Annotated in this window: 27 protein-coding genes; all 27 read right to left on the bottom strand. The window is 53.4% G+C overall.

Annotation, left to right across the window (positions count from 1 at the left end; genetic code table 11):
- Positions 1-33: 33 nt before the first annotated feature.
- Positions 34-1,026: a flagellar assembly peptidoglycan hydrolase FlgJ gene (gene flgJ / locus F552_RS0103010; RefSeq protein ID WP_018150238.1), complete on the bottom strand. Its 993-nt coding sequence runs from the start codon at positions 1,024-1,026 to the stop codon at positions 34-36.
- A gap of 130 nt (positions 1,027-1,156) precedes the next feature.
- Positions 1,157-2,254 carry a flagellar basal body P-ring protein FlgI gene (locus F552_RS0103005; RefSeq protein WP_018150237.1) on the bottom strand — a complete coding sequence of 366 codons (1,098 nt, stop codon included), beginning with the start codon at positions 2,252-2,254 and terminating at the stop codon, positions 1,157-1,159.
- 24 nt (positions 2,255-2,278) lie between these two features.
- Positions 2,279-2,956, bottom strand: coding sequence for a flagellar basal body L-ring protein FlgH (locus F552_RS0103000; protein ID WP_018150236.1), 678 nt, complete (start codon positions 2,954-2,956; stop codon positions 2,279-2,281).
- A 24-nt stretch (positions 2,957-2,980) separates the two neighbouring features.
- Positions 2,981-3,763: a flagellar basal-body rod protein FlgG gene (gene flgG / locus F552_RS0102995; protein WP_018150235.1), complete on the bottom strand. Its 783-nt coding sequence runs from the start codon at positions 3,761-3,763 to the stop codon at positions 2,981-2,983.
- A gap of 15 nt (positions 3,764-3,778) precedes the next feature.
- A complete protein-coding gene (gene flgF, locus F552_RS0102990) occupies positions 3,779-4,522 on the bottom strand; it encodes a flagellar basal-body rod protein FlgF (RefSeq protein WP_018150234.1) in 744 nt (247 codons plus the stop codon).
- 21 nt (positions 4,523-4,543) lie between these two features.
- The gene (flgE, locus tag F552_RS0102985; protein WP_018150233.1) at positions 4,544-5,818 is read right to left on the bottom strand and encodes a flagellar hook protein FlgE; all 1,275 of its coding nucleotides are present in this window, start codon (positions 5,816-5,818) and stop codon (positions 4,544-4,546) included.
- Positions 5,819-5,830: 12 nt separating this feature from the next.
- Positions 5,831-6,499 carry a flagellar hook assembly protein FlgD gene (locus F552_RS0102980; protein WP_018150232.1) on the bottom strand — a complete coding sequence of 223 codons (669 nt, stop codon included), beginning with the start codon at positions 6,497-6,499 and terminating at the stop codon, positions 5,831-5,833.
- An 11-nt stretch (positions 6,500-6,510) separates the two neighbouring features.
- Entirely contained in the window at positions 6,511-6,921 is a 411-nt protein-coding gene (flgC, locus tag F552_RS0102975) for a flagellar basal body rod protein FlgC (protein WP_018150231.1), read from the bottom strand.
- A gap of 21 nt (positions 6,922-6,942) precedes the next feature.
- Positions 6,943-7,353 carry a flagellar basal body rod protein FlgB gene (gene flgB, locus F552_RS0102970; protein ID WP_018150230.1) on the bottom strand — a complete coding sequence of 137 codons (411 nt, stop codon included), beginning with the start codon at positions 7,351-7,353 and terminating at the stop codon, positions 6,943-6,945.
- Positions 7,354-7,560: 207 nt separating this feature from the next.
- On the bottom strand, positions 7,561-9,330 hold the full coding sequence (locus F552_RS0102965; RefSeq protein WP_018150229.1) for a GGDEF domain-containing protein: 1,770 nt from the start codon (positions 9,328-9,330) through the stop codon (positions 7,561-7,563).
- 228 nt (positions 9,331-9,558) lie between these two features.
- On the bottom strand, positions 9,559-9,867 hold the full coding sequence (gene ftsB / locus F552_RS0102960) for a cell division protein FtsB (protein WP_308417736.1): 309 nt from the start codon (positions 9,865-9,867) through the stop codon (positions 9,559-9,561).
- Positions 9,868-9,984: 117 nt separating this feature from the next.
- Positions 9,985-11,268: a phosphopyruvate hydratase gene (gene eno / locus F552_RS0102955; RefSeq protein ID WP_018150227.1), complete on the bottom strand. Its 1,284-nt coding sequence runs from the start codon at positions 11,266-11,268 to the stop codon at positions 9,985-9,987.
- Between the two features lie 99 nt (positions 11,269-11,367).
- Positions 11,368-11,844, bottom strand: a complete 477-nt coding sequence (locus F552_RS0102950; protein ID WP_018150226.1) for a GNAT family N-acetyltransferase — start codon at positions 11,842-11,844, stop codon at positions 11,368-11,370.
- Position 11,845: 1 nt separating this feature from the next.
- Positions 11,846-12,685 carry a 3-deoxy-8-phosphooctulonate synthase gene (gene kdsA / locus F552_RS0102945; RefSeq protein WP_018150225.1) on the bottom strand — a complete coding sequence of 280 codons (840 nt, stop codon included), beginning with the start codon at positions 12,683-12,685 and terminating at the stop codon, positions 11,846-11,848.
- Between the two features lie 3 nt (positions 12,686-12,688).
- Positions 12,689-14,329 carry a CTP synthase gene (pyrG, locus tag F552_RS0102940; protein ID WP_018150224.1) on the bottom strand — a complete coding sequence of 547 codons (1,641 nt, stop codon included), beginning with the start codon at positions 14,327-14,329 and terminating at the stop codon, positions 12,689-12,691.
- 153 nt (positions 14,330-14,482) lie between these two features.
- Entirely contained in the window at positions 14,483-15,244 is a 762-nt protein-coding gene (locus tag F552_RS0102935; RefSeq protein WP_033374578.1) for an ABC transporter permease, read from the bottom strand.
- 50 nt (positions 15,245-15,294) lie between these two features.
- The gene (locus F552_RS0102930; RefSeq protein WP_018150222.1) at positions 15,295-16,791 is read right to left on the bottom strand and encodes a GGDEF domain-containing protein; all 1,497 of its coding nucleotides are present in this window, start codon (positions 16,789-16,791) and stop codon (positions 15,295-15,297) included.
- On the bottom strand, positions 16,788-17,699 hold the full coding sequence (locus tag F552_RS0102925) for an ATP-binding cassette domain-containing protein (RefSeq protein WP_018150221.1): 912 nt from the start codon (positions 17,697-17,699) through the stop codon (positions 16,788-16,790). Before F552_RS0102925 ends, F552_RS0102930 begins: the two co-directional genes overlap by 4 nt.
- Positions 17,687-18,313: an alpha/beta hydrolase gene (locus F552_RS0102920; RefSeq protein WP_018150220.1), complete on the bottom strand. Its 627-nt coding sequence runs from the start codon at positions 18,311-18,313 to the stop codon at positions 17,687-17,689. Before F552_RS0102920 ends, F552_RS0102925 begins: the two co-directional genes overlap by 13 nt.
- Before the next feature lie 133 nt (positions 18,314-18,446).
- Positions 18,447-18,770, bottom strand: a complete 324-nt coding sequence (locus tag F552_RS0102915; RefSeq protein ID WP_018150219.1) for a (2Fe-2S) ferredoxin domain-containing protein — start codon at positions 18,768-18,770, stop codon at positions 18,447-18,449.
- Complete coding sequence (locus F552_RS0102910) at positions 18,767-19,276, bottom strand: disulfide bond formation protein B (RefSeq protein WP_018150218.1); 510 nt, start codon at positions 19,274-19,276, stop codon at positions 18,767-18,769. The genes F552_RS0102915 and F552_RS0102910 overlap by 4 nt, the downstream gene beginning before the upstream one ends.
- A 14-nt stretch (positions 19,277-19,290) precedes the next feature.
- Positions 19,291-19,635, bottom strand: a complete 345-nt coding sequence (locus F552_RS18355; protein WP_018150217.1) for a LiaF transmembrane domain-containing protein — start codon at positions 19,633-19,635, stop codon at positions 19,291-19,293.
- Positions 19,636-19,673: 38 nt separating this feature from the next.
- Positions 19,674-20,099 (bottom strand): YdbL family probable chaperone protein, encoded by a 426-nt coding sequence (locus tag F552_RS0102900; RefSeq protein WP_018150216.1) that lies wholly within the window; start codon positions 20,097-20,099, stop codon positions 19,674-19,676.
- 15 nt (positions 20,100-20,114) lie between these two features.
- A complete protein-coding gene (locus F552_RS0102895) occupies positions 20,115-20,318 on the bottom strand; it encodes a hypothetical protein (protein ID WP_018150215.1) in 204 nt (67 codons plus the stop codon).
- A 70-nt stretch (positions 20,319-20,388) separates the two neighbouring features.
- Positions 20,389-22,377, bottom strand: a complete 1,989-nt coding sequence (locus F552_RS0102890) for a translocation/assembly module TamB domain-containing protein (protein WP_018150214.1) — start codon at positions 22,375-22,377, stop codon at positions 20,389-20,391.
- 16 nt (positions 22,378-22,393) lie between these two features.
- Positions 22,394-23,299: a cysteine synthase CysM gene (gene cysM, locus F552_RS0102885; RefSeq protein WP_018150213.1), complete on the bottom strand. Its 906-nt coding sequence runs from the start codon at positions 23,297-23,299 to the stop codon at positions 22,394-22,396.
- A gap of 217 nt (positions 23,300-23,516) precedes the next feature.
- Entirely contained in the window at positions 23,517-24,062 is a 546-nt protein-coding gene (locus F552_RS21030; protein WP_018150212.1) for a ComEA family DNA-binding protein, read from the bottom strand.
- Positions 24,063-24,186: the final 124 nt, after the last annotated feature.

Raw genomic sequence — 24,186 nt, 5'->3', positions numbered from 1 at the left:
CATGATTTCTTGAGGAAAACCCATGGTTTTCTCTCAGCTTGCAGTCGCCAGCGCCTGCAGGCGTGACTGCTTTGCTACTTGTGTCAATTTAAGGGCATAGTTTGGATCTGTCGCATAACCACCGCGCTGCAAAGCCAATGCAAATCCGGTCACGTCTGCCCCCTTGTTCAGGGCTTGGCCATAACGGTCATTACTGGCCAGCAATTTTGCATAATCGGCAAAGGCATCCTCATATGAATCGTAAGCGCGGAATTTATCTACCTGCTTCACCGGACTGCCGTTTACGTATTCTGTGGTCGTAATCTCCGCCACTCTGCCCTGCCAGCCCTCCCCGGCCTTGATGCCAAAGAGGTTATAACTGTTACGGCCATTTGCATCCCGGATCTCCCGTTTGCCCCAGCCACTTTCCAGCGCAGCATGTGCGGCGATGGCTTTAGGAGAAACACCGATCAGACTGGATGCACGCTGCAAGCCGTTATAAATCCGGCTGATGAAGTCATCACCTTGCGGCACGCCAGAAGCCGATGTGCCCTTGTCAGTGACAGTCAGTGCCGTCTGAGACTCGGTTGCTTGCTTGACCGGGCTCTCCAGTCCGCTGGTGTCAGCTGCCAAGGAGGCTTCGACTTGATGTTTCAACGTGGTGCGACTAACAGGCATTTGTCCGTGCGAGTAGACATCGGCACGTCTTGCCGCCACGCCGCCATCTTGCGGCAACAGTTGCCGCACCAGCATGTCTGCCAGGCCCATGCCCTGCCGGCTGGAAATATCCATCGCCGTTTGCTGGTCATACATCCCCTGGAACATCTTGGTTTCGTCCGTATCCCACAAATCACTCTGCGCGACCGATGCCCGCATGCTTTTCAGCATTTGCTCCATCAAGAGGGATTCAAACTGCTTGGCTGCTTTGCGCACCGCTTCTACATTGCCGTTATGCACACCAGCTTTCAATTGCCCCACCGCTGCAACGTCACCCGCCAAAGCAGGCGCTTCGGTTTGCGAACGTATGGAGGAAATGGAAAAAGTCATGGTCTTTTGCTCAGGCAGTGATCTCTACACCTGATAAAAAGCAGGAAGCGTGCCAGCTCGGAAAGGCCGGATGAAAAACGGCCGCCAAGAAGGCAGCCGTCAGGAACCCGTCAAAGATCAAACAATCGAATCAGATAATTTCCAGATCTGCACGCAAGGCCCCGGCAGCCTTCATGGCCTGCAGGATAGAAAGCAGGTCTTGTGGTGTTGCCCCCACCGCATTCAGTGCCTTGACGACATCAGACAGGCGGGTCGCTTTTGGCAGGGACAATAATTGTCCTTTGTCCGAGTTGATGGACACATTCGAATTGGCATTGGCTGCTGTCTGGCCACTGGACAAGGCATTCGGCTGACTGACTGAATTGTCGGTACCGATCACTACCGACAGGTTGCCATGCGCCACAGCACAATGATCTACCGTAACCGATTGGTTCATCACTATGGAGCCAGTTCTGGCATTGACAATGACTTTAGGCGAAGCGGTCGCTGGCGAAACTGTCAGGTTCTCGATCTGGGAAATGAACGCCACACGTCGGCTGGAGTCGGAGGGTGCACGCACCTGAATCAGTCGACCATCAATGGCTTTGGCGGCCCCTGCGCCAACACTACGATTAATGGCATCAACCATCCGGTCTGCGGTTGTAAAATCTGTGGTCGTCAGCTCCAGGTTGATAAACTCGCCTTGCCCCAGTGGCGTCACCACGGCCCGTTCCACAGTGGCCCCTGCAGGGATTCTCCCGGCATTCAGCTGATTGACTTGCGCGCTGCTACCATTTGCGGACGCACCAGCCCCACCCAGCAAGATGTTGCCTTGCGCCATGGCATAGACCTGACCGTCGGCCCCTTTTAACGGACTCAACAATAATGTACCGCCGCGCAAGCTTTTGGAGCTACCTAGACTGGAGACGGTAACATCAATGATTTGCCCTGGTTTTGCAAAGGCCGGCAAGGTTGCCGTTACGCTGACCGGCGCGGCATTTTTTGCCGACAGATTGGTACCCGCCGGCAATTGCACGCCCAACTGGCTTAGCATGGTCACCAGACTTTGCGATGTCAGAGACGAACTGTCACCAGAGCCATCCAGCCCCACGACCACACCATAACCGACCAGCTGGTTAGGGCGAACGCCCTCGATATTGGCCAGATCCTTGATCCGCTCAGCCAGGGCGCCTTGCGCAAGCAGGTGCAAACTCAGTAGTGCACCCAGATAATATGGCAGACGTTTCATGTTTATCAGCACTCCTGTGCCATCTCAGAACGGCAAGAACGAGAGGAAAAACTTGGCCAGCCAGCCCATTGCTTGCGACGCATCCACCTGACCATCACCACGTTGTTCAATCCGTGCATCCGCCACCTTGGTCGAAGAAACCGTATTGCCAATCTTGATGTCTCTTGGGTCCACCACGCCAGAGAAACGGACAAACGTCGTTTCCTGATTCAGTGCAATCTGTTTCTCGCCCGCCACCACCAGATTACCGTTGTTTAGCACATCCACGACGGTGACGCTGATCGTACCAGTAAAGGAATTGCTGTTGTTACTTTCACCCTTGCCATTAAATGCGGAGGACGAAGCGCCAGAAACACCGATTTTTGCCAGATTCTCGATGACACCGGGAATGTAAGGGCCAGTAATGGAAGGCGTTGTAGAGGTAAATGTATTGCTGGTACTGGTCTTGGTTTCTGCCTTGTTTTTTGCATCCAGCTTTTCTTCGATGCTGATCGTCAATGTATCGCCCATATTGCGTGCGATACGGTCTTCAAACAAGTTCAGCCGACTATTGTTTGCCTGATAGATAGCACCATTCTGCCCTGTATTGGCAACCTGCTTTGGCGGGCGCACAGTCAAAGGCCCTTCCACAATGGTCTTTGGCGTATTGCTGCAAGCCGCCAGCAAGCCCAACAAAGGAAGCAACAACCATATGCGTTTCATGAAACTACCTTTCCATCCTGCTCTTTACAGGCTGCTCAGCTTTTGCAGCATCTGATCAGATGCCGTGATCGCTTTTGAGTTCAGCTCAAAAGCACGCTGAGCCTGAATCATGCTGACCAGCTCTTCAGCGACGTTGACGTTGGATGTTTCAACATAATTTTCATTAATTACGCCAAGGCCATTGGTGCCAGGCGTAGCGATATTCGGCGCGCCGCTGGAGGCTGTTTCAAGAAACAGATTCTCCCCGACACTTTGCAAGCCGGCCGGATTGATGAAGTTGGCAAGCGTGATGTTGCCAATTTGCGTCGGAGCCGTATTGCCAGGCTGATTCACCGACACCGTACCATCCGTGCCGATTGACAAGGAGGTTGCATCAGAAGGGATGGTGATGGCGGGCTGAAGCGGATAACCACTGCTGGTGACAAGTTGCCCGGTGCTGTCTTTCTGGAAGGAACCGTCACGAGAATAGCCAATCGAACCATCCGGCATCAGGACCTGAAAGAAGCCCGATCCATTGATGGCCATATCCAGGCTGTTTTCGGTACGTTGCAGGTTGCCCTGCGTAAAGATACGTTCTGTCGCAATGGTGCGAGCACCTGTACCAATCTGCAGGCCACTCGGAATCTGGTTTTGCTGGGTCGAGTTAGCCCCGGGCTGGCGCATGGTCTGATACAGCAAGTCTTCAAACAAGGGACGCTGACGTTTGTAACCGTTGGTACTAACGTTGGCCAGGTTGTTCGAGATCACATCAATGTTGGTTTGCTGGGTATCAAGACCGGTTTTGGCAATCCAGAGAGAACGAATCATTGTCTAATATCCTTGTTAACCGTTGAGGTTAATCACTTGTGCGGCTTTTTGTGCATTCTGATCTGCGTTTTGCATCATCTTGACTTGCATATCAAACTGCCGGGATTGGGTAATCAGATCAACCATTGCCTGAGCTGCATTTACGTTGCTGCTTTCCAGTGCATTGCCGGCCAGGCGAACATTAGGATCTGCTTCGGCAGGCTGTCCTGACTCAAGCCGGAACAGCCCGTCATCGCCACGCTTAAGCTGCTTCTCATCCGGATTCACCAGCTTAAGCCGTCCCAGCACCGTCACCTGCGTGACACCGGTACCGTTGGGTACTGTGGAAATGGTGCCATCATGCCCGATCGTGATCTGGGTATTGGCTGGAATCTGGATGGGGCCACCATCACCAATCACCGGGAGCCCTCGATCGGTTTTGAGCGTACCTTCACTGTCGATCTGGAAGCCACCGTTGCGGGTGTAGGCTTCAGAGCCGTCATCTGCCTGAACGGCAAACCAGCCTTTGCCCTGAACCGCCATATCCAGATCACGCCCGGTCTGCATCAGGCTCCCTGGTGCGAAATCTGTCCCGGTGGTTGCATCTACCGCAAATGTACGGGTAGGCATCCCCTGACCATAGACCCAGAGCGCACGGAAACTGTCCGTCTGCGCCTTGAAACCCTGGGTATTGACGTTAGCCAGATTATGCGTGGTGGTTGCCTGCTTGTACAAAGCATGCTGCGCACCCGTCATTGAAATGTAGAGCAACCGATCCATGTCAGATCAACCTTTCGCTACTTAGCGCAAGCTCACCAGGGTTTGCAACACCTGATCCTGGGTTTTAATGGTCTGCGCATTGGCCTGATACACACGTTGTGCGGTAATCATGTTGACCAGTTCTTCGGTCAAGTCCACTTTGGACTCTTCCACTGCAGAAGACTGGAGAAGACCCAAGCTGGAACTGCCAGGAACCCCAACCAATGGGCCACCTGAAGCAGGGGTTTCTGACCACTCGTTGCCACCTTTAGGTTGCAAACCTTGCGGGTTGGAAAAGTTAGCCAGCACAATCTGGGCCATATTGCGTGACTGACCGTTACTGTAACGGCCTTGCAAGGTACCGTCTGAACCAATACTGATCCCGCTCAATCGGCCAGAAGAATAACCGTCTTGGGTCTGCTTGTTGACACTAAAAATGCTACCAAACTGGGTAAATGTACCAATATTGATGTCAAACGTCTGTGCAGTGGCACCTGATGCTGTATAGGTTGCAGACAGCAGATGGTTAGGTTGTGCAGCCGGGAAGGTATCACGACTGGTCAACGTACCATTAGTACCAAAAACCATCTGAGCTGGCAGAATCGTAGGTGTGCCGGGGACATTGGCTGCAGGCATTGCATCGTTCAGATTAACGCCAGTACCATCCACGGTCATGTACACGTTCCAGGTATTTGCAGCGCCTTTCTGAAAATACAGTGCCTGTGTATGGGGGTTACCCAAACTGTCATACACGGTCTGAGAGGTGCTATTATTGAATGTGGTTGCATCATTCGGGTCAAACTGGGCAGTAATCGTGGATGAACGGGCATCCATGTTGATACCAACCGTTTGCTTAGCAGTTGCGGCAGGCAACAAATCTGCAGTATTTATTTTGATGTCTACCGGAGATGAGGCAATGATATTGCCAGCAGAATCCGCCAGGTAACCGGTCAGATGATGCTGCTCGTCATTCACCACATAACCATCTTTATCGACCTGAAACTGCCCGTTACGACTGTAACCGATCGTCCCGTTATCCGACATGCGGAAGAAGCCGTTACCGTTAATCGCCACATCCAGCGGGTTACTGGTAACCGAGATATTCCCTTGCAAAAACTGTTGCGTGACCGCAGACAGCGCAGAACCGATACCGACATTATTGGTACCACCACCGTTCAGGCTGGCCGCAAACACATCGGCAAACTGCGCACGAAAAGGTTTGAAACCGACTACGCTGGCGTTGGCGACGTTGTTGCCGATCACATCCAGACTTTTAGAAGATGTATTCAGGCCACTTAAACCTTGTTGGAAACCCATGTTCGCCTCCGCTTACAGAATTTGTTTAATGTCAGTGAGGGCAATACTGCCGACATCTGGCACAGATAATGAAATACCCGAGGTACTGAATGTTGCACTGGCAATCTTGCCGTAGGTCAGCGCCGTTGCATCTACCGCCTTAGAAGCCGATGTTGCTTTGACGCTGAACGTATACTTACCATCAGCAACTTTCGTGCCATCTGTGTTGGTGCCATCCCAGGTGAAGTTCATGACGCCCGCTTTCTGCGCCCCCATGTCGACTTCATCAACGGTATTACCAAAAGAATCCTTGACGGTAACGGTAACCTTGTCGGCATCCGCACCCAACTCAATACCGCCTTGGGCCGCACCGGAAGCAAGATTCAGCGTGCTGCCTGCCGTCAACACATTACGCCCCACCAGTGTTGCCGCCTGAAAAGACTGGGATGCAGCAAATGAGCTAGCCAGAGACTGGATGGTGGTATTCAGCTTCTCGATACCACTCACAGTGCTGATCTGTGCCATCTGTGACGTAGTTTGCGAGTTATCCATCGGGTTCAATGGATCCTGATTCTGCAGTTGTGTCACCAGCAGCTTCAAAAAGCGGTCTTCCTGATTCTGACTGACAGATGTTCCCGAAGTAGCGGTATTAAATGCGGCAAACGGGTTGGAGGCGCCATCTACTGTCGTTACTGTTGCCATTTTCTTACTCCTTATTGACCCAGGGACAGCGTCCGCTGCATCAATGTTTTCGCTGTATTCATCATGTCTGCGTTTGTCTGATACGCACGGGATGCAGAGATCATGTTGGCCATTTCTTCCACCACGCTCACATTAGGCATGGCGACATAGCCTTTCTCATCCGCCAGCGGATTGTCAGGCGAGTACACCAGACGTGGCGGCGCAGGGTCTTCTACCACCTGCGATACTTTCACGCCCATGGCACCATTCGTCGAACCATCCACAGGTGCAGCCTGAAATACCACCTGACGCGCCTTGTAGGGCTGTCCGGTCGAGCTGGTGGCAGAATCCACGTTGGCAAGGTTACTGGCCACTACGTTCAGCCGCATGGACTGAGCCGTCATGGCAGAACCCGCAATCTGAAAAACACCCATGATCGACATGCTATTCGCCCTTTAACACGTTTACTGCGCAGACAATGCTTGCTGCAGTGTCTTGATGCGGTTGGTAGTAAAGCTCAGAAGTGCCTGATATTGCATGGCATTTTCTGAAAAACGCGCCATTTCATTTTCGGATTCAACCGTATTGCCATCAATCGAGGCCTGATAAGGCACGCGGTATTGCGTCTGCACGTCCAGCGGATTGGATTGGCTATCACCCAGATGGCCTGCCGCTGTCTTTGTTAATGGCAACACGCCACCTGTAGCAGACTTTCCCAATGCTTGCGTCAGGGCCGTTTTGAAATCGAAGTCAACGGCCTTGTAATTCGGGGTATCAGCATTTGCCAGATTGGAACCCAACAACTCCTGACGATACGCGCGTCCTTTCAGAGCGGTTTCCAGAAAACGGAAATGTTCGTCAATGGATTTCAACATGATGTTTTATACCCCGCTAAATATTCAAGCTAATATAAGCAGGAAACATGCCAGTGCTGAAACGAAGAAAAATGGCACTCTTGCGGGCGCAGAAATGGCAAAAACGGCCACAAGCAAAAAGAAAGAGCGGCAAGGATTGCCGCTCGGAGATAAATCACATCAAACAGTGCTACGACAGCAATATCAGCCGCAAGCACAGGAGGCAAATCACATTTCGACCTCGACCCGGTTCTTGCCCGCACTCTTGGCTTTGTACATGGCCATATCCGCCCGATTCAGGACCGCATGCTCATCTTCACCTTCCCGGTATTGAGAAATGCCACAACTAAAGGTGATGAGCACCCGTTCATTCTTTCGCAAGTAAAAACGCTTGGTCAACTCACGTTGCACGCGTTGCATCACCTGCACGGCCTCAGACAACGCCGTGGCAGGCAGCACAATGACAAACTCTTCACCGCCGTAACGGGCAATCGAATCTGTCGGCCGGAGCGTATCGGTAATAACCTTGGCCAGATGGCTTAATGCCTCATCGCCTGCCTGGTGCCCCAGGCGGTCATTCAGTTTCTTGAAGTTATCAATATCCAGCAAGGCGACGGACAAGGCACGATGCTCGCGGTTGGCACGGGACAGTTCCATCTGCATAGTTTCTTCCAGGCCACGGCGGTTTAGTGCCCCCGTCAGCTGGTCGGTCCTCACCTGTGCAGAGATGGTTTCAATTTCTTTTTCCAGCGCGCTAATCTTGTCGGAGGCCAGGCTGGCCTCCTCCCGCGCCTGTAACAACTCGTCTCTGGATCGCAAGATATCAAGCTGCATGGAGCGTGTATCGTCCATGAGCTGATCTACAATCATGCTGATCTGGGTAAGGTCGTCGGTGTTCCGGATGGCATCGGAGTAAGTAACAATCTTGTCGTGGTAAGAACCGGTATGCTCGGCCATCGCCCCCAGGCGGTCGATAAAGCTGGTGATCAGGTTCTTGAAAGTGTGCTTTGCATCGACCAGACTCTGTTTGAGATGACCCTGCTTGAAGATAAGCTCTGACAGCGACTCTTCCATTTCATACAGGAAGCGGCTATCAAGCGGTTTATCGATAATGGCGCGGATAATCTCTACCTGCCCCTGCATCCAGCCATCATCGACGATCAGATCGGCAATATTATTGACCAGGAGACGCAAAAGGCGCTGCAAACCCAGCATCAACGTCTGGTCTGATTCATTTCTCAGCTCAAGCTTCAACCAGAACTTTCTGGCCATGGCCGAAAAAGATTCCAGCATCTTCAGGTCATTGGTTTCCTTCAGACGCTGCACCAGTGCAAGCGCTTCTTCATGCAAATCACTGACAGCCGACAACCGACCGACGACACCATACTCCAGCGTGTAGATCAACAAGTCCCGCCAGGCATAGAAGACCTCTCCCGCCTCCTCTGTGCCGACCGGTGCAGCAGCAGTCTCCTCGCCAACATCCATCACGTCATCATCAAGGGGGACATTCTCTGACCACGCCCGGACGAGTGCGCCCAGCTTTTCATTCAATTCACTGGGGCGAGCCCCAAAATTGATCAAAACCTTTTCCAGCGCTTCTTTTTTGCGGGAAGTCGTCCAGCCTGCCTGCCTCAGATCCCATTGCTTGATCAGGTCACGAATCAAATCCGACCAGCCAAGCTTGACCTGCGCATTTGGTTCTTCGCTTTCCGTGCCGGCTGCACCATTCACAAAGCGGTCCGCCCATTGCAGCCAGTTACCTGACGCCTCAGACTCTTCCAGCGATTGTTTCAGACGCTGAATCTCGAAAGCGGGTTTGGGCAGCAAAGACAAGCGCTCCACCAGCAGTTCCACCACGGGATGCATCTCCGCACCCTCTCCGCCAGAAATCTCTGCATAGATCTTCCGGTAATTGTCGGGTGTGGGCAGCAATCGGTTGAGCGCCAGTTGCTTGAGCGTTTCACGTGCGATTTCGGTGGGATTCGTTAATTCCGCCATGCGAATACCTGTCAAAAATAAAACATGCAGGTCATGCAACGTGAACCCGCGAGCTCCCGGCATACCTGCTATAAAATTTCAACTTCTGCACGTCATTGTAGATAGAAGAACGATCTACCGAAAGTTAAAGCAGCAAGAAAGCCGGAAAATATGACAGAAAAACAATGCAGATAGGGGAAAACCCCAAAGTGGAGACAGATTTCTCTTATTGGTCTCTAATTGAACTGACTATGGCGTCACTTTTTCGACCGGTTTGGCCGGCATGACATTGGTGGTATTCAGAATCTGGATAAACAGCTCGTCTTGCTTGATCATGCCGAGTTCATTACGGGCACGCTCTTCAATCGCATCATAACCTTGCTTCAGATCTTGCACTTCGGCATCAAGGGCATCATTGCGGTTTTTAAGTGCCAGATTCGCCTTTTGCGCCTGCTCCAGCTGCGCCTCATGCTGCCAAACCTTCAGCCAGCCGCCTTTCCCCAGCCAGAGCGGGTACTGAAGCGCTACTATCAGCGTAGCAAAAACAAGGCTTAACATGCGCATGAACACAATTGACGTCCACTTAAAAACTAACGGCAATGTAACATATTCAATGACAAAAGCAAAACGGGGTTCACCCGTTTTGCTTTTTTAATCAATCAAATAGCTACAGACTTAATTGATGTGATAGAACGCGTCACGGCCAGCGTAACGTGCCATGTCACCCAGTTCTTCTTCGATACGCAGCAACTGGTTGTACTTGGCCATACGATCAGAACGGGACAGAGACCCGGTCTTGATCTGCATGCAGTTGGTAGCAACTGCCAGATCCGCAATGGTGCTATCTTCTGTCTCGCCGGAACGGTGAGAAGAAACCGAGGTGTAGTTTGAGCGTTTTGCCAATTCGATCGCTTGCAGGGTTTCTGTCAGGGTACCGATCTGGTTGACCTTGATCAGAATCGAGTTGGCAATACCTGCCTCAATCCCTTCTTTCAGGATTTTCGGGTTGGTTACAAACACATCGTCACCTACCAGCTGGACACCATCGCCCAGTCGGTCGGTCAGCAAACGCCAGCCATCCCAGTCGTGTTCAGACATGCCGTCTTCGATACTGATGATCGGGTATTTGTCAGCCAGAGAGGCAAGGTAATCCACCATTTGTTCGGTGGTCAGCTTCAAGCCATTACCCTTCATGTCATACATGCCATCCTTGTAGAACTCGGATGCGGCACAATCCAGAGCCAGCATGACGTCCTCGCCTGCAACATAACCGGCGTTTTCAATGGCGGTCAGAATCAGTTCAATGGCTGCTTCATGGCTGTCGATGTTCGGCGCAAAACCACCTTCATCGCCCACGGCTGTGGACATGCCTTTATCGGCAATCAGTTTTTTCAGCGCATGGAAAATCTCGGCACCACAACGCAAGGCTTCACGGAATGTAGGACGACCAACTGGCACAATCATGAACTCTTGAAAGTCGATGTTGTTGTTGGCGTGCGCACCGCCGTTAATCACGTTCATCATTGGAACTGGCAGGGTCATCGGGCCTGCTCCACCCAGGTAACGGTACAGCGGCAGACCAGCTTCTTCAGCTGCTGCACGGGCAACCGCCATAGAAACCGCCAGGATGGCATTGGCGCCCAGACGGCCTTTGGTATCGGTGCCGTCCAGCTCAATCATGGTCTTGTCAATGAAGACCTGCTCAGAAGCATCCAGGCCGATAATGGCTTCGCAGATTTCGGTATTGATATGCTCAACGGCTTTCAATACCCCCTTGCCCAGATAGCGGCTCTTGTCGCCATCGCGCAGTTCCAGTGCTTCTTTCTCACCGGTAGACGCGCCACTTGGCACGGCAGCACGCCCCATGACACCTGACTCCAGCAACACATCGGCTTCAACAGTTGGATTACCGCGAGAATCCAGAATTTCACGGGCAATGACATCAACGATAGAACTCATGCGTGATATTTCCTTGTATTTAGTAACAACAGAAGATAGAGGGGGAATACTAAAAGCAAGGGGACTTGCCACTAGCAAGCCCCCTTCGTCTCATTATTTTTATGGCAGTACTTTCTCGAAACAGATGCTTCGAGGCTCTTTGGCGTATTCGCCAAAGGCAGGAATCCGGACATATCCGTGGCGCTCGTACAGGGCGACCGCTTCCGGCTGACGGTTACCGGTCTCCAGCACGATTCGGTGGTAACCAAAATGTCTGGCTGCTTTTTCCAGTTCTGACAACAGGCGGCTGGCAACCCCCATACGACGGAAAGAAGAACGCACATACATGCGTTTGATTTCAACCGTATCGGCTTCGATGGGTTTTAGCGCGCCACAACCAACCAAGGCATTATCACAGGTAGCAAGGTACAACGCATTGCCTGGCTTGTCGACATCCGACAGGCGGAAGGGGCTGATTTCATAATCGCCATAGCGCCCCACCAGCTCGGCTTCCATTTCACTCAACAACATGATGGCCGCCGCATGCTTGCTGCTGCTTCTGGTTACAATCAAATCAAGCGATTTTGCATCTGACATTCTAGACCCCATTTTCAATCCATTCTCCCGATTTGACGACAGCATCTATCGCCTGCAAGGTTTGCAAAAGCGCCTTCATTTTAGGAAGCGGCCACGCATTTGGTCCATCCGACAACGCCTTGGCAGGATCAGGATGGGTTTCCATGAACAAGCCGGCCACGCCAGCAGCGACCGCTGCACGTGCCAGTACCGGAACATGCTCGCGCTGACCGCCAGAACTCGTACCCTGCCCGCCTGGCAACTGTACGGAGTGCGTTGCATCAAACACCACCGGGCATCCGGTATCACGCATCACGGCAAGGCTACGCATGTCAGATACCAGATTGTTGTAGCCAAAAGACGCACCGCGTTCACACACCATGATGTTATCCAGCCCGCCATTGGCTTGCTTGGCTTTTTCCACCACGTTTTTCATGTCCCATGGGGCAAGGAACTGGCCTTTTTTGATATTGACCGGTTTGCCGCAACACGCTACGGCCTGGATAAAGTCCGTTTGACGGCAGAGGAAAGCTGGCGTCTGCAAGACATCAACCACGGCAGCAACCGGCTTGATCTGATCGATATCGTGAATATCTGTCAGGACAGGTACGCCAATCTGGTCACGTACTTTGGCCAGGATTTCCAGACCTGCATCCATGCCAAAGCCGCGGAATGAGGTCCCCGAGCTCCGGTTTGCCTTATCAAATGAAGATTTGAAAATAAACGGGATACCCAGACTGTCTGCAATTTCTTTCAGCTGGCCGGCCGTATCGATGGAGAACTGCTCTCCCTCGATGACGCAAGGACCTGCGATCAGAAAGAATGGCTGGTTAAGACCTACCTCAAATCCGCATAACTGCATGGATTACTTACCTTTTTTGGCTGCGTTATGAGCAATGGCTGCTTCAATGTATGACTTGAACAGTGGATGTCCGTCACGCGGGGTGGATGTAAATTCCGGGTGGAACTGTACACCGACAAACCATGGGTGATCGGCCAACTCAACCACTTCGCACAAAGACTCGTGACCGGCAGAACGACCAGAGACGGTCAAGCCAGCATCTTCCAGACGTGGCAGATAGTGGTTATTGACTTCATAACGGTGACGATGGCGCTCAACAGCACGGTCACCGCCATAAATCTTGCTGATCAGGCTGCCCGGCTTCATGATGAACTCCTGGCTACCCAGGCGCATGGTGCCACCCAGATTCGAGTTTTCATCACGGGTTTCGATCTGACCATCATGGTTCACCCACTCATCAATCAGGGCGACCACCGGATACGGGGTTTCCAGATTGAATTCGGTAGAGGACGCACCATCCCAGCCGGCTACATGACGGGCAAACTCAATCAGCGCCAGCTGCATGCCGTAGCAGATACCCAGATAAGGAATCTTGTTTTCACGGGCAAACTGAACCGCCTTGATCTTGCCCTCTACGCCACGCTTGCCGAAACCACCCGGTACCAGAATGGCATCCTTGTCTTTCAGGGATGCGGCACCATCACGCTCGATCTCTTCGGAATCAACGTATTCAATATTGATCTTGGTACGGGTATGGATACCTGCGTGCACTAGCGCTTCGGTCAGCGATTTGTAGGAGTCGGCCAGATCGACATACTTGCCGACCATGGCAATATTCACTTCGTGCTCTGGATGCTCTTTTGCAAAAACCAGCTTTTCCCACATATCCAGATCTGCCGGACGAGGCGTCAGGTTCAGCTTGCGGCACACGATTTCGTCCAGGCCTTGCTGGTTCAGCACACCCGGAATCTTGTAAATCGAGTCGACATCGTAACAAGAAATCACGGCGTTCTCTGACACATTACAGAAGAGCGCAATCTTGCGACGTTCGTCATCTGGCAGAGGACGGTCCATACGGCAGATCAGCACGTCTGGCTGGATACCGATTTCACGCAGCTCTTTGACAGAATGTTGCGTTGGCTTGGTTTTGATTTCGCCTGCAGCTGCCAGATAAGGTACATAAGACAAATGCACATAACAGGTATTTTCGCGACCCAGCTGCACACCCATCTGACGGATGGCTTCCAGGAACGGCAGGGATTCGATATCCCCTACGGTACCGCCGACTTCTACGATGGCCACTTCGGCTTCGTTGGCACCCAAGTGGATGAAATGCTTGATTTCGTCGGTAATGTGCGGAATGACCTGCACGGTACCGCCCAGATAGTCGCCGCGGCGCTCTTTCTTGATGACCGAGTCATAAATCTGACCGGTTGTGAAATTGTTGGCTTTCTTCATCTTGCTGGAGATGAAGCGCTCGTAGTGGCCCAGATCCAGGTCGGTTTCCGCGCCGTCTTCCGTCACGAACACTTCGCCGTGCTGGAAGGGACTCATGGTTCCCGGGTCAACGTTAATGTAAGGGTCGAGCTTGAGCATGGTGACACGAATACCACGAGACTCAAGAATCGCAGCGAGGGACGCAGCGGCAATGCCTTTACCAAGTGAAGACACAACACCGCCGGTGACAAATACGAATTTAGTCATGGGAAAAAACAGACAGGATTTGAATGGGCTATTTTACCGCAAACTGACCTTCTGGAAAACGTCCGCATGCACTTTTCGATCGGTCTGTTGCATCAGCTCACCATATAAGGGGTAAAACCCGCATCTGTCCCGCCGGCCAAACACCGCCGAATGTCAGCTCAGAAGCCGCTTTCGGGCCAGTTTGCGGGATAACTGGAATCCGATACCGCCATAAAGCAACAACACCAGGATATGCAACCAGGCGAGTGTCAGGCTTTCTCCCAGTACCAACGGCCGAATCAGGGATATCGCATGGGTAAGCGGCAGCAGTTGACTAAACCATTGCAGCCATACCGGCAGCTGGGTAACCGGATAAAACACGCCGGAGACGAACAGCATCGGGCCGATCACCAATGTGAAGTAATACATGAAAAAATCGTAGTTGGGCGAGACGCTGGTGATCACCAGACCCATACCCGCAAAACACAGCCCGGTCAGCAAAATGGCAGGCACCACGGCTAACGCATGTAGCGGCGAGGTAATACCCCACACGACCAGCACCAGCAAGATGGCGCACCCGGATAGCAGGCTTTTACTGGCCGCCCATAACCACTCCCCCATCAGGATCTCGTCCAGCGAGACCGGCGCATGCATGATGGCTTCCCAGGTTCTTTGCACATGCAGACGTGAAAACGCCGAGTACAGCGCCTCGAAGGTGGCGGAATTCATGGTGCTCTGGCAGACGATACCGGCCGCCAGAAAGTGGATATACGGAAACCCGGCCACGTTGGGCAACAGACTTCCCAGTCCATAGCCGAGGCCCAGCAGGTACAGCATGGGTTCGACAATATTGCCCAGCACGGACGGGACGGCCAGTTTGCGCCATACCCAGAAATTACGCAGCCAGACCGCAAGTGCTCGTTGGTTAAACATCATTCGCCCTGTTTATGTTTGGATGCCGATGTATTATGGATGTATAGGCAGCATCATGCTTCCCGTACAAAATGACCGGGGTTTACCTCGTCACCGGACGCACACACCAACGCACCGGTACCCGTGGATTTGGCCCGATAAAGCGCACCTTCCGCCTGTTGTATCAGTGCATCCAGGTCACGACCGTCGACGGGGAAGACCGACATGCCCACCGAACAGCTTAGCACCAGTTTCTCGCCTTCCACATCCAGAGGTACCGCAAGGTCCTGAATCAAGGTTCTGGCCAGCAAGCGTCCGACGTCCTGAGACGCCAGAGGGTGCAGCATGATAGCAAATTCGTCCCCGCCAAAACGGGCCAGACAGGTGTCTGGTGGCAACAACTGCTGGAGGCGTTTGGCCAGTGCAGCCAATACACGATCACCGTAGCGCGGCCCTTTCCGGCTATTGATGCGGCCGAAATCATCCAGATCCAGCAACAGGATCGCAATCATGCCGGATGCCGCCGGCGCGGTTTCTTCGTCCAGCGTCCGTTCCAGGCGGTCGGCAAACAGCAAGCGGTTTGGCAAACCCGTCAACGCATCGTGATAAGCAAATTGTTTCAGCAGGTCTTCATTCTCTGACAGACGCCGAGACAGCAGGCGGCCGCGCTTCACATGTTCTGCCAACTGGCGTGAAAGGCTATCCAGCTTTGATTCCCGCTGCTCCAGCCGCCGGTTAAGGACCTGCTCGGTGCTTTCCAGAAACTGGACTTTGCCCAATTGCTCCAGAAACATTTGCTGTAATGCCAGAATGGCTTCTTCCTGCATCTGACCACGACGATGTGCCACGGCAATCGCCATGCACAAGAACGTCGTCAGCACCAGAAACACCGATTGTTTCTCCGGGAGAAAGCTGTTGGTCTGCAACAGAGAGACCATGGCCGCCATATCGGCCAGCATCAGCAACAGCACAGCGAATCCGGACCAGATTGCCTCGGCAAAACGGACCTTCAGCAACGTGACACAGATCACAAAGGTCAGGAAAAGCGACAGGGCACAAACGCTCATGACCAGCATCAGGCCGAGCATGCCGGAAAACAGTATGGCGGGTAGCGCGATGATGCCGGTGAGGATCGCCAGATAGATGGAGATACGGTTCAGACCATACGCATGCGCCGGCAAGTCCAGGCAGCTTCTGCACAGCAAGATGATCAGGATGCTGGCCAGCGCCTGCGCCAGCATGCAGAGCCAGTAGCGTAAGTCAGCCCCATGCTCGCCTGAGAAAATCACCACCCATAAAGACAGACTGAGGATAAATCCAGTAAACAGCAGGTACGTAGAGTCCTTATGCAACCAGGCATCAATGCATGAAGAAATACTCAAGACGATCGCCACCACCACCAGCACAATCTGCGGCGACAAGCCGGACCACACCGAAGAAGTGAGCAACGGGTAAGTACCCGGGTCAGCCAGGGCAGTCAATGGCCACACGGCTGCAAGCAGTGCCAGCGGCAATGCAAGATATCTCAACCAGTGGCGATACCGTCCGCCGGCTTGGGAGAAGCTGCTCAATCGCGCAACTCCCGGCCGGTAATCTTGATAAATACGTCTTCCAGGTTAGCTTGACGCACCACGGACTTTAATCCGGGGAAAGTCACCATGCTTTGCAGCACGGCAGTAGCATCCTGCCCATAGCAGAAAATGGTCTCCCCTGCGCGCTCTATCCGGCATCCGGTGCCCGTGGCAACAGTGGCAAGCCAGTCATCCAGCCCGTCACCAAATACTTCTACCACCACCGGTTCAATCAGGTTTTCGATCAAACGCTTTGGCGAATCTTCGGCAATGATCTTGCCATGATCCATGATGGCGAGACAATTGCACAGCCGCTCGGCTTCATCCATGAAGTGGGTAGTCAGGATCAGGGTTTTGCCTTTGGCCACCAGCTGGCGCAGACGCTCCCAGATCAGGTGCCGGGCTTGCGGGTCCAGCCCGGTTGTAGGTTCATCCAGGAAAATGACGTCCGGATCATTCACCAGCGCACGCGCCAGCGTTAGCCGGCGTCGCATACCGCCAGACAACTCCCTGATCCGGCTTTTTTCTTTGCCTTCCAGCCCGGCAAACGCCAGCAGTTCTGGCACGTTGGCCCGAACCACGTCGGGTTTAATTCCAAAATAGCGGCCAAAAATGATCAGGTTCTCGGCAACTGAAAAATCCGGGTCCAGATTATCAAACTGGGGCACTACCCCGACGCGAAGACGCACCTTGGGACCGGCATCCGGCACCGGCATGCCCATCAGTTCAATCGAACCGCTATCTGGTGTAATCAGTCCCAGGCAAAGCTTCAGCGTAGTGGTTTTTCCGGCACCATTCGGGCCCAGCAGCCCGAAACAGATCCCAGCCGGGATAGTCAGGCTAAGCTGATTGACGACCAGCTCGCTGGCGTATTGCTTGCAAAGGTGTTCAACCTTTAGGACGGCCATTTGAGATTAACCCATTCGGTCAATTGGCCAAGATGGCCATGGAAAAAGTGGCTGACGCCCGGCAGAACGACTACCGGCAGCTTCTGCGGCCGCGCCCAGTCCAGTACGTCGGCCAGCGGAATGACTTCATCCTCTTCGCCATGGATGATCAGGGTATGGGCTGGCACTTCTGGCAGGGCAAAGCGTTTGACAGCAGGGCCGGCCAGCAGCATGCCGTAGATTTCCTCGCCCTGTTGCTGCAACCGGTGTGCCAGGTTTGACTGAACGAAAGTCCCGAACGAAAAACCCGCTAGCATCAGGGGGAGCTGCCCATAGGTAGCTCTTGCATAAGCCAGCACGGCCGCCATGTCATCCGTTTCGCCAATGCCGGCGTCGAAAGCGCCGTCGCTCTCTCCTACACCACGCAGGTTAGGGCAAAGTGCAACAAAACCTTTTCTGGCAAAGGCTTTGGCAAGCGTTTGTACAACCTTGTTGGTGTTGGTACCGCCCTGGGTAGGGTTGGGATGGGCAATCAGTGCAATGCCGCGAACAGGCTGGGATGCAGAGGTCAGTACAATGGTATCCAGCTTGCCGACCGGACCGTCAATAAACAGGGTTTGTGTGTCGATTTTCATTGGGTAATGGCTCTAGGAAGAGACGCAAATGGCACAACGATCATTAATATGTCATATCAACGAACATTGCGCCATGGTTTTTACTGAAAAATTTTTCTTGAATATCAGTATTTGTACTGATCACATGAATGAATCAGTCCAGTTTTAGCCGAGAAACAATATTGCCGTTCACCAGATGGGAATCCACGATTTCGTCAATATCGTCTTTGTCGATGTAGGTATACCAGACGGCTTCCGGATACACGACCAGCACGGGGCCATCGTCACAGCGCCCCAGGCAGCCCGCCTGGTTGATACGAATCTTGCCGTCACCAGACAGGCCTAAAGCCTTGATCTTGTCTTTGGCGTAATTCTTGATCTCGGTCGCACCGAAGTTATTGCAACAAGACTCTCCTGGCGCCCGCTGGTTGCAGCAGAAGAACACATGCTTGTCAAAAAAGGAGGCAGCTTGGGTCATGATGACTTTCTTGGCAGCAATAAAGCCAGTACAGATAAAAACAGGAAGAACAGGAAGGTCCAGCCGGGAATGGTCAAGCCGAGGAACATCCAGGATTTGTCGGCGCACTCGCCGGAACCATGCAGTACCTGCAGGATGGCGGAACCAAACGGCATGGTCTGCAGTATGTAATCGAGCCCAGGCCCGCATACCGGCACCTGCTCGGGCGGCAGGTACTGAATCCAGACGTGCCGTGCAGCAATGCCAGCCCCCAGCAGACCGGTCAGCGTAATGATCCAGCCATAGACGCGCGCACCATGCCGCCCCGGGTTATGGACACCTGCGATAAAAAACAGAATCCCCATCAGGATGATGACAACACGCTGCAACATGCAAAGCGGACAAGGCTCCTGATACTTGTAATACTGCAGATAGAGGGCGAACCCGATAAGACCGGCACAGACAGCAGCAGCGGCCAGATACACCCACCGCCTTTTCGGCAAGATGCCAAGTAAGGTATTAATCATGTTTATCCAGATAATTATTCAACGTCTCGTTTCGCTTTGCCACGGTTGGCGGCAGGCGGAATGACGCCACTACGGTTGACCAGCAGTACAACACCCATACCAATCATCCACCAGGGCATCAGCAAGCCGAAACGGATGTCATGCATGGCACGCCAGGCCATCAGGGCACCTGCAAGCAAAAAACCGCTACCCAACGGGAAACTGTTACGGTTGATGCCATCGTCCAGCCAGACGGATATCCCCACCAGGCCGAGAACGGCCGGCCAAAAGATGGTACTGGCGTCCACCATGTCCAGTTCGGCCAGCAACCAGATCACACCCATGGCCACCAGCAACAGCGGGGTCAGGAAACGGCGCATGCTTTATCCCTTCACTAAAACGGGTATTGTAAATGGGGTTATTTCTGCGACCAGCTGCCATTGCTCTGCTGTACCCACCAGCCAGACTGGGCCCGCTGCACCCAGCGCTGTGCAAAGGTCTGGCGAATATCGGCTTCCCATTCCGGGTGGTTGTTGGCACGGGCGATTTCACGGTACAGTGCCGCCCGGTCCTGATTTTCATCAGCAACCAGTCGTGAGACCTCCTGACGTTTAGGCAGCGGCACCAGGCTGGCATCCCGAACAACCAGATTGCCATCTTTGGCAAACCCGACCGCGCCTGACGCATAATATTCGCTCAGTTTGCCGGTTCGGGTCTTCATGCTCTGGGTGATGGATTGCACGGCCGGCGTACTGACATCCAGGTCTGCTGCGGCATAGACCGGCTGAATGGACAGCAAGGCTGCGCCCATCATCAGACTGGCAAAAAATTGTGTGTATTTCATGATGTGCTCTTTCCCTTAACTCGCTGAAGCCGGTTTTTCGGTTGCAGGTTTCACGACGGGTTTCACTTGTAAAACTTCATCAATAATCCTGTCGGCTGCTTTTTCGGCTGCCGCGGCAGGAAAATAGATATTGATCGTGACGCATGCGCTTAGCAGCATCGACATGCCAGCCAGTGCCATCACGGGCAGCATGGGTTTATGTAGTTTTAACACGGTCATTTTCGCTCTCTTTTGCGTTCATTCCATGATGATTCACGGAGAAACCTGTTCAGGTACCCGTTACCAGCCACTATTGCACAACGGGTGCTCCACCTTGCGTAATCCGTTTGATGCGCGCCACCAGCTCTGACCAGTGCACAGCCTGATTGTAGCCGATGACGTTAATTGACGGAACGCCTCCGCCCACCACCAGATAATAACCATTGGGGGCAGGCGCCACCCCGTTCATCTGACAGACATTGTTCGCCAGTTTACAGTGCAGACCCAGCCGGCTATAACCGAAACTCTCAAAGAACCGCAGGAAACTGCGTTGCAGGGCGCCAGAAAAGCCGGCACCACCCAGTTCGCCAATGTTTTCTACCGCTTTCTGGCTGATGCGCTTGCGATAGTCTCCCGGACTATTTTCGATGTGTGCATCGAAACTGCTGACTTCCCAATTGACCAGCGTCAGTGCATCGACCGTCACATCCAGCTTGCCTTCCATCGCGCCAAATGAAAACGTCTTGGTCAACTTGCCCATGTCCAGATTCTGCATTTCCAGATCGGCTGTTAGCCGTGGTGCACGCCCAAAAGGCTCTGTCAGCTTCAGATTACGCAAGAATGAGACCCCGTCAAACAGGTCTAGTTCAATGGGACCGTATGCCCGCAGTTCCATCGGGTCAAACAGCACGCGCGGCAGGCTGGCTGAGAGTTCGCCATCAATCACCGGCCAGCCCAGTGCAGTCGATACTTTGGGCATCGATACATGCGAGATTTCGCCAGATACACCGCCTGACCAGCCGTTCTCCTGCCGGGACAGCTTCAAGTCTTTGAGGTTCAGTTGTCCGCCCATCAGGGGCAAAGTAAGTGCGGGCATTTGCAGTTGCCCGCCTTTGACATCCATTGCCAGTGCGGTTGCATCAAATGGCAGCTTGAAAAATTTGCCACCTTCAAGGCTCAGTGCCGGATGTGTCCATTCGGCTTTTCGCCATGGGACTTTGCCGGTCAGTCCATAAATGGCCAGCCTGCCCTGGCGGTCTTCTGCATACAGCTTCTGCAGGTCCAGATCAAGTGACGTCATGCCGGATGCGTCCATGGCCATCTGCAAGGTGGCGCCACCCTGAACTTCCAGGTCGGATAACAAACCCTCGCCAGCCAGTGGTTTCAGCCAGGTTGCATACAAAGATGCCAGATTCAAAGGACTGGATTTGACCTGTAATGCGTCAATCTGCCCTGCCTTGATCGCCAGATTGCCGGTCAGTTGCCCCAGTGCCGGCCAATCCAGACTGAACTGCCTGACCATCAGATCTTTCAGAGAGGCCAACTGCCCGCTAGCGGTCAGATTCACCGGCTGTGCAGGCGCCTTGACATAAAATGGCGCCCAGAATATTTCTCCCAGCTGCCATTGCGACTGCACATTTGTCTGCCACTGGCCAGCCTGTTGCCGGGCAACGAGCTTCATCGACAAGGAGACATTCTCGCCAGCATGGTTCCCGGATTCGTCCGAGAAAGACACATCGTGCAACGTCATATCCCCGGCCAGCTTTTGCGCACCGGCTTGCCAGTTCAGCTGGGCATCGACCGTACCTTTGGTCGGGCGAAGCAGACTAGCAGGGATCAGATCGGCCACACTGGCTAACGGCCACGCCGTCAGCTTGGCGTTAGCTGACCAAAGGCCTTTTTCCTGACGGGCATTCATGACAGCACTCCCTTGTTTGGGGAGCAACAATTCAAGCCGAAAAGCGGAAGTGGCAGGCAGGTATGCCCAATTGATTTTCGCGGTCTGGAACAGGGCCGGCAGAGACTTGCCGGACAATTGGGCATTTTTGCAGGCAATCTGCTGATCTTGCAGCACAAACGAAGGACAACCGAGCTTCACCTGCGTCCAGTGCTGGCCTGCCACATCCAGCCGGCCGATCTGCAAGCTGGCCGGCTTGGCATTCCCCTGCCACAACAGTTCGATCGGCCCGGCATCCAGATTGGGGCCATGCAGATGACCAATCTGAACGGATAACAGGTTACCGCCCCATGCGGTCAGCGATAACAAACTGGCAAGAATACCGGCGGCGAGTGGTTTCATGAGCCTGCCGCCAGGGTCATCCTGCCGGGAAAATGCCTGTCGACAGGTAACGGTCACCCCTGTCGCACGCGATCGAGACAATGACACCGTTTTCCACCGTGCGCGCCAGTTGCAACGCGGCATACAGCGCACCGCCAGAAGATACACCGACAAAAATGCCTTCTTCTCTGGCCAGCTGGCGGGTAGTGTCTTCGGCAGCCGTTTGAGACACGTAGGCCAATTCATCCACACGGGATGCATCGAAAATGGAAGGCATGTATTCTTCCGGCCATTTGCGGATACCCGGAATCTGGGCGCCTTCTTCCGGCTGAACGCCGATGATCTGCACCCCCGGATTTTGTTCTTTCAGAAAACGGGACGCCCCCATGATGGTACCTGTCGTCCCCATGCTGCTGACAAAATGCGTGATCTTGCCCTGGGTATCGCGCCAGATTTCCGGCCCGGTACCTTCATAGTGGGCCAACGGATTATCCGGGTTGGCAAACTGGTCCAGCACCTTGCCCTTGCCTTCCTGCTCCATCTGTACCGCCAGATCCCGCGCGCCTTCCATGCCGATTTCTTTTGACGTCAGGATGATTTGTGCCCCGTAGGCGGCCATGGATTGCCGGCGCTCGATGCTCAGGTGTTCCGGCATGATCAGCACCATCTTGTACCCCATCATGGCCGATGCCATGGCCAGTGCAATGCCGGTATTACCGCTGGTAGCTTCAATCAGGGTGTCCCCCGGCTTGATATCCCCTCGGGCCTCCGCACGGCGAATCATCGACAACGCAGGACGGTCCTTGACCGAACCGGCAGGGTTATTCCCTTCCAGCTTCAGCAACAGGGTGGTCGAGGCGGGAACGCCGAAGTGTTGCGGTAGCCGGGTCAGGGCCACCAACGGAGTATTGCCCACGGTATTTGCAAGCGTTAGATAAGACATGTGTCATCCAGAAAAGACATCGCAGCCCAAAAGCGTACGAGAAGAATCATCAGAGAATATGATATGGATATTACCTGAAAATAGTTAGTTCCCGAAGAAAATAGCGTATGTACGTCTTGCATGCATTAAACGAAAGGCAAAAAAAACGAGCCTGCAAGCATTTCTGCCTGCGGGCTCGTTTTTTGGATCAGCAGACGATTAGCAAATCATCTACGAATCAGCTTTTCTTGCCTTTATCTTTGCCTTCTTCTACTGGCTTCTTGCCTTTTTTGCCAGATTTTTCAGATGCTTTCAGTTCTTTTTCCTGCTTCTTGGCCGCTTTGGCATCCGCGTTTTCCTGTTTCTTTTGCTCAGCCTTGGAAGGAGATGCAGGGACAGCTGGCGTCGCTTTGGTCGCAGGCGTGGCCGGTACTGCTGGTGTTGCCTTGGTAGCCGGGGTTGCTGGGACGGCCTTGGTTGCCGGCGTTGCAGGCGTCGCTTTGGTGGCTGGCGCTGCTGGCGCGGTGGTCGCGCCGCTCAGTGAAATCTCGGACTTGATGCTGTTGTAGGTCACATCGCCCACGCCTTTGACGTCTTTCAGCGCTTCAAGGGTCTTGAACGGGCCGTTTTTCTGGCGATACTCGATAATGGCTTTGGCTTTGGCCGGGCCAATGCCTTTCAGGGTTTCCAGCTGTGCTTCGGTGGCGGTGTTAATGTTTACCGTTGCAAATGCAACTACCATGCTGAACGTGGCCAACAGGCCTGCCAGGATTTTCTTGATCATTGTTTTGACTCCCATCTAAACACAAAAAAATAATTGAACTTCATAAAACATATCTGAAAATTGCAGTGTCCGGTAGAGTGTAGGCAAGGTCGCTCCGCATGGCAAGCGCTTATCGGCATTGAAC

It is taken from the genome of Leeia oryzae DSM 17879, from assembly GCF_000376945.1.
GTDB lineage: Bacteria > Pseudomonadota > Gammaproteobacteria > Burkholderiales > Leeiaceae > Leeia > Leeia oryzae.
This window is presented reverse-complemented; position numbering and strand designations above follow the sequence as displayed.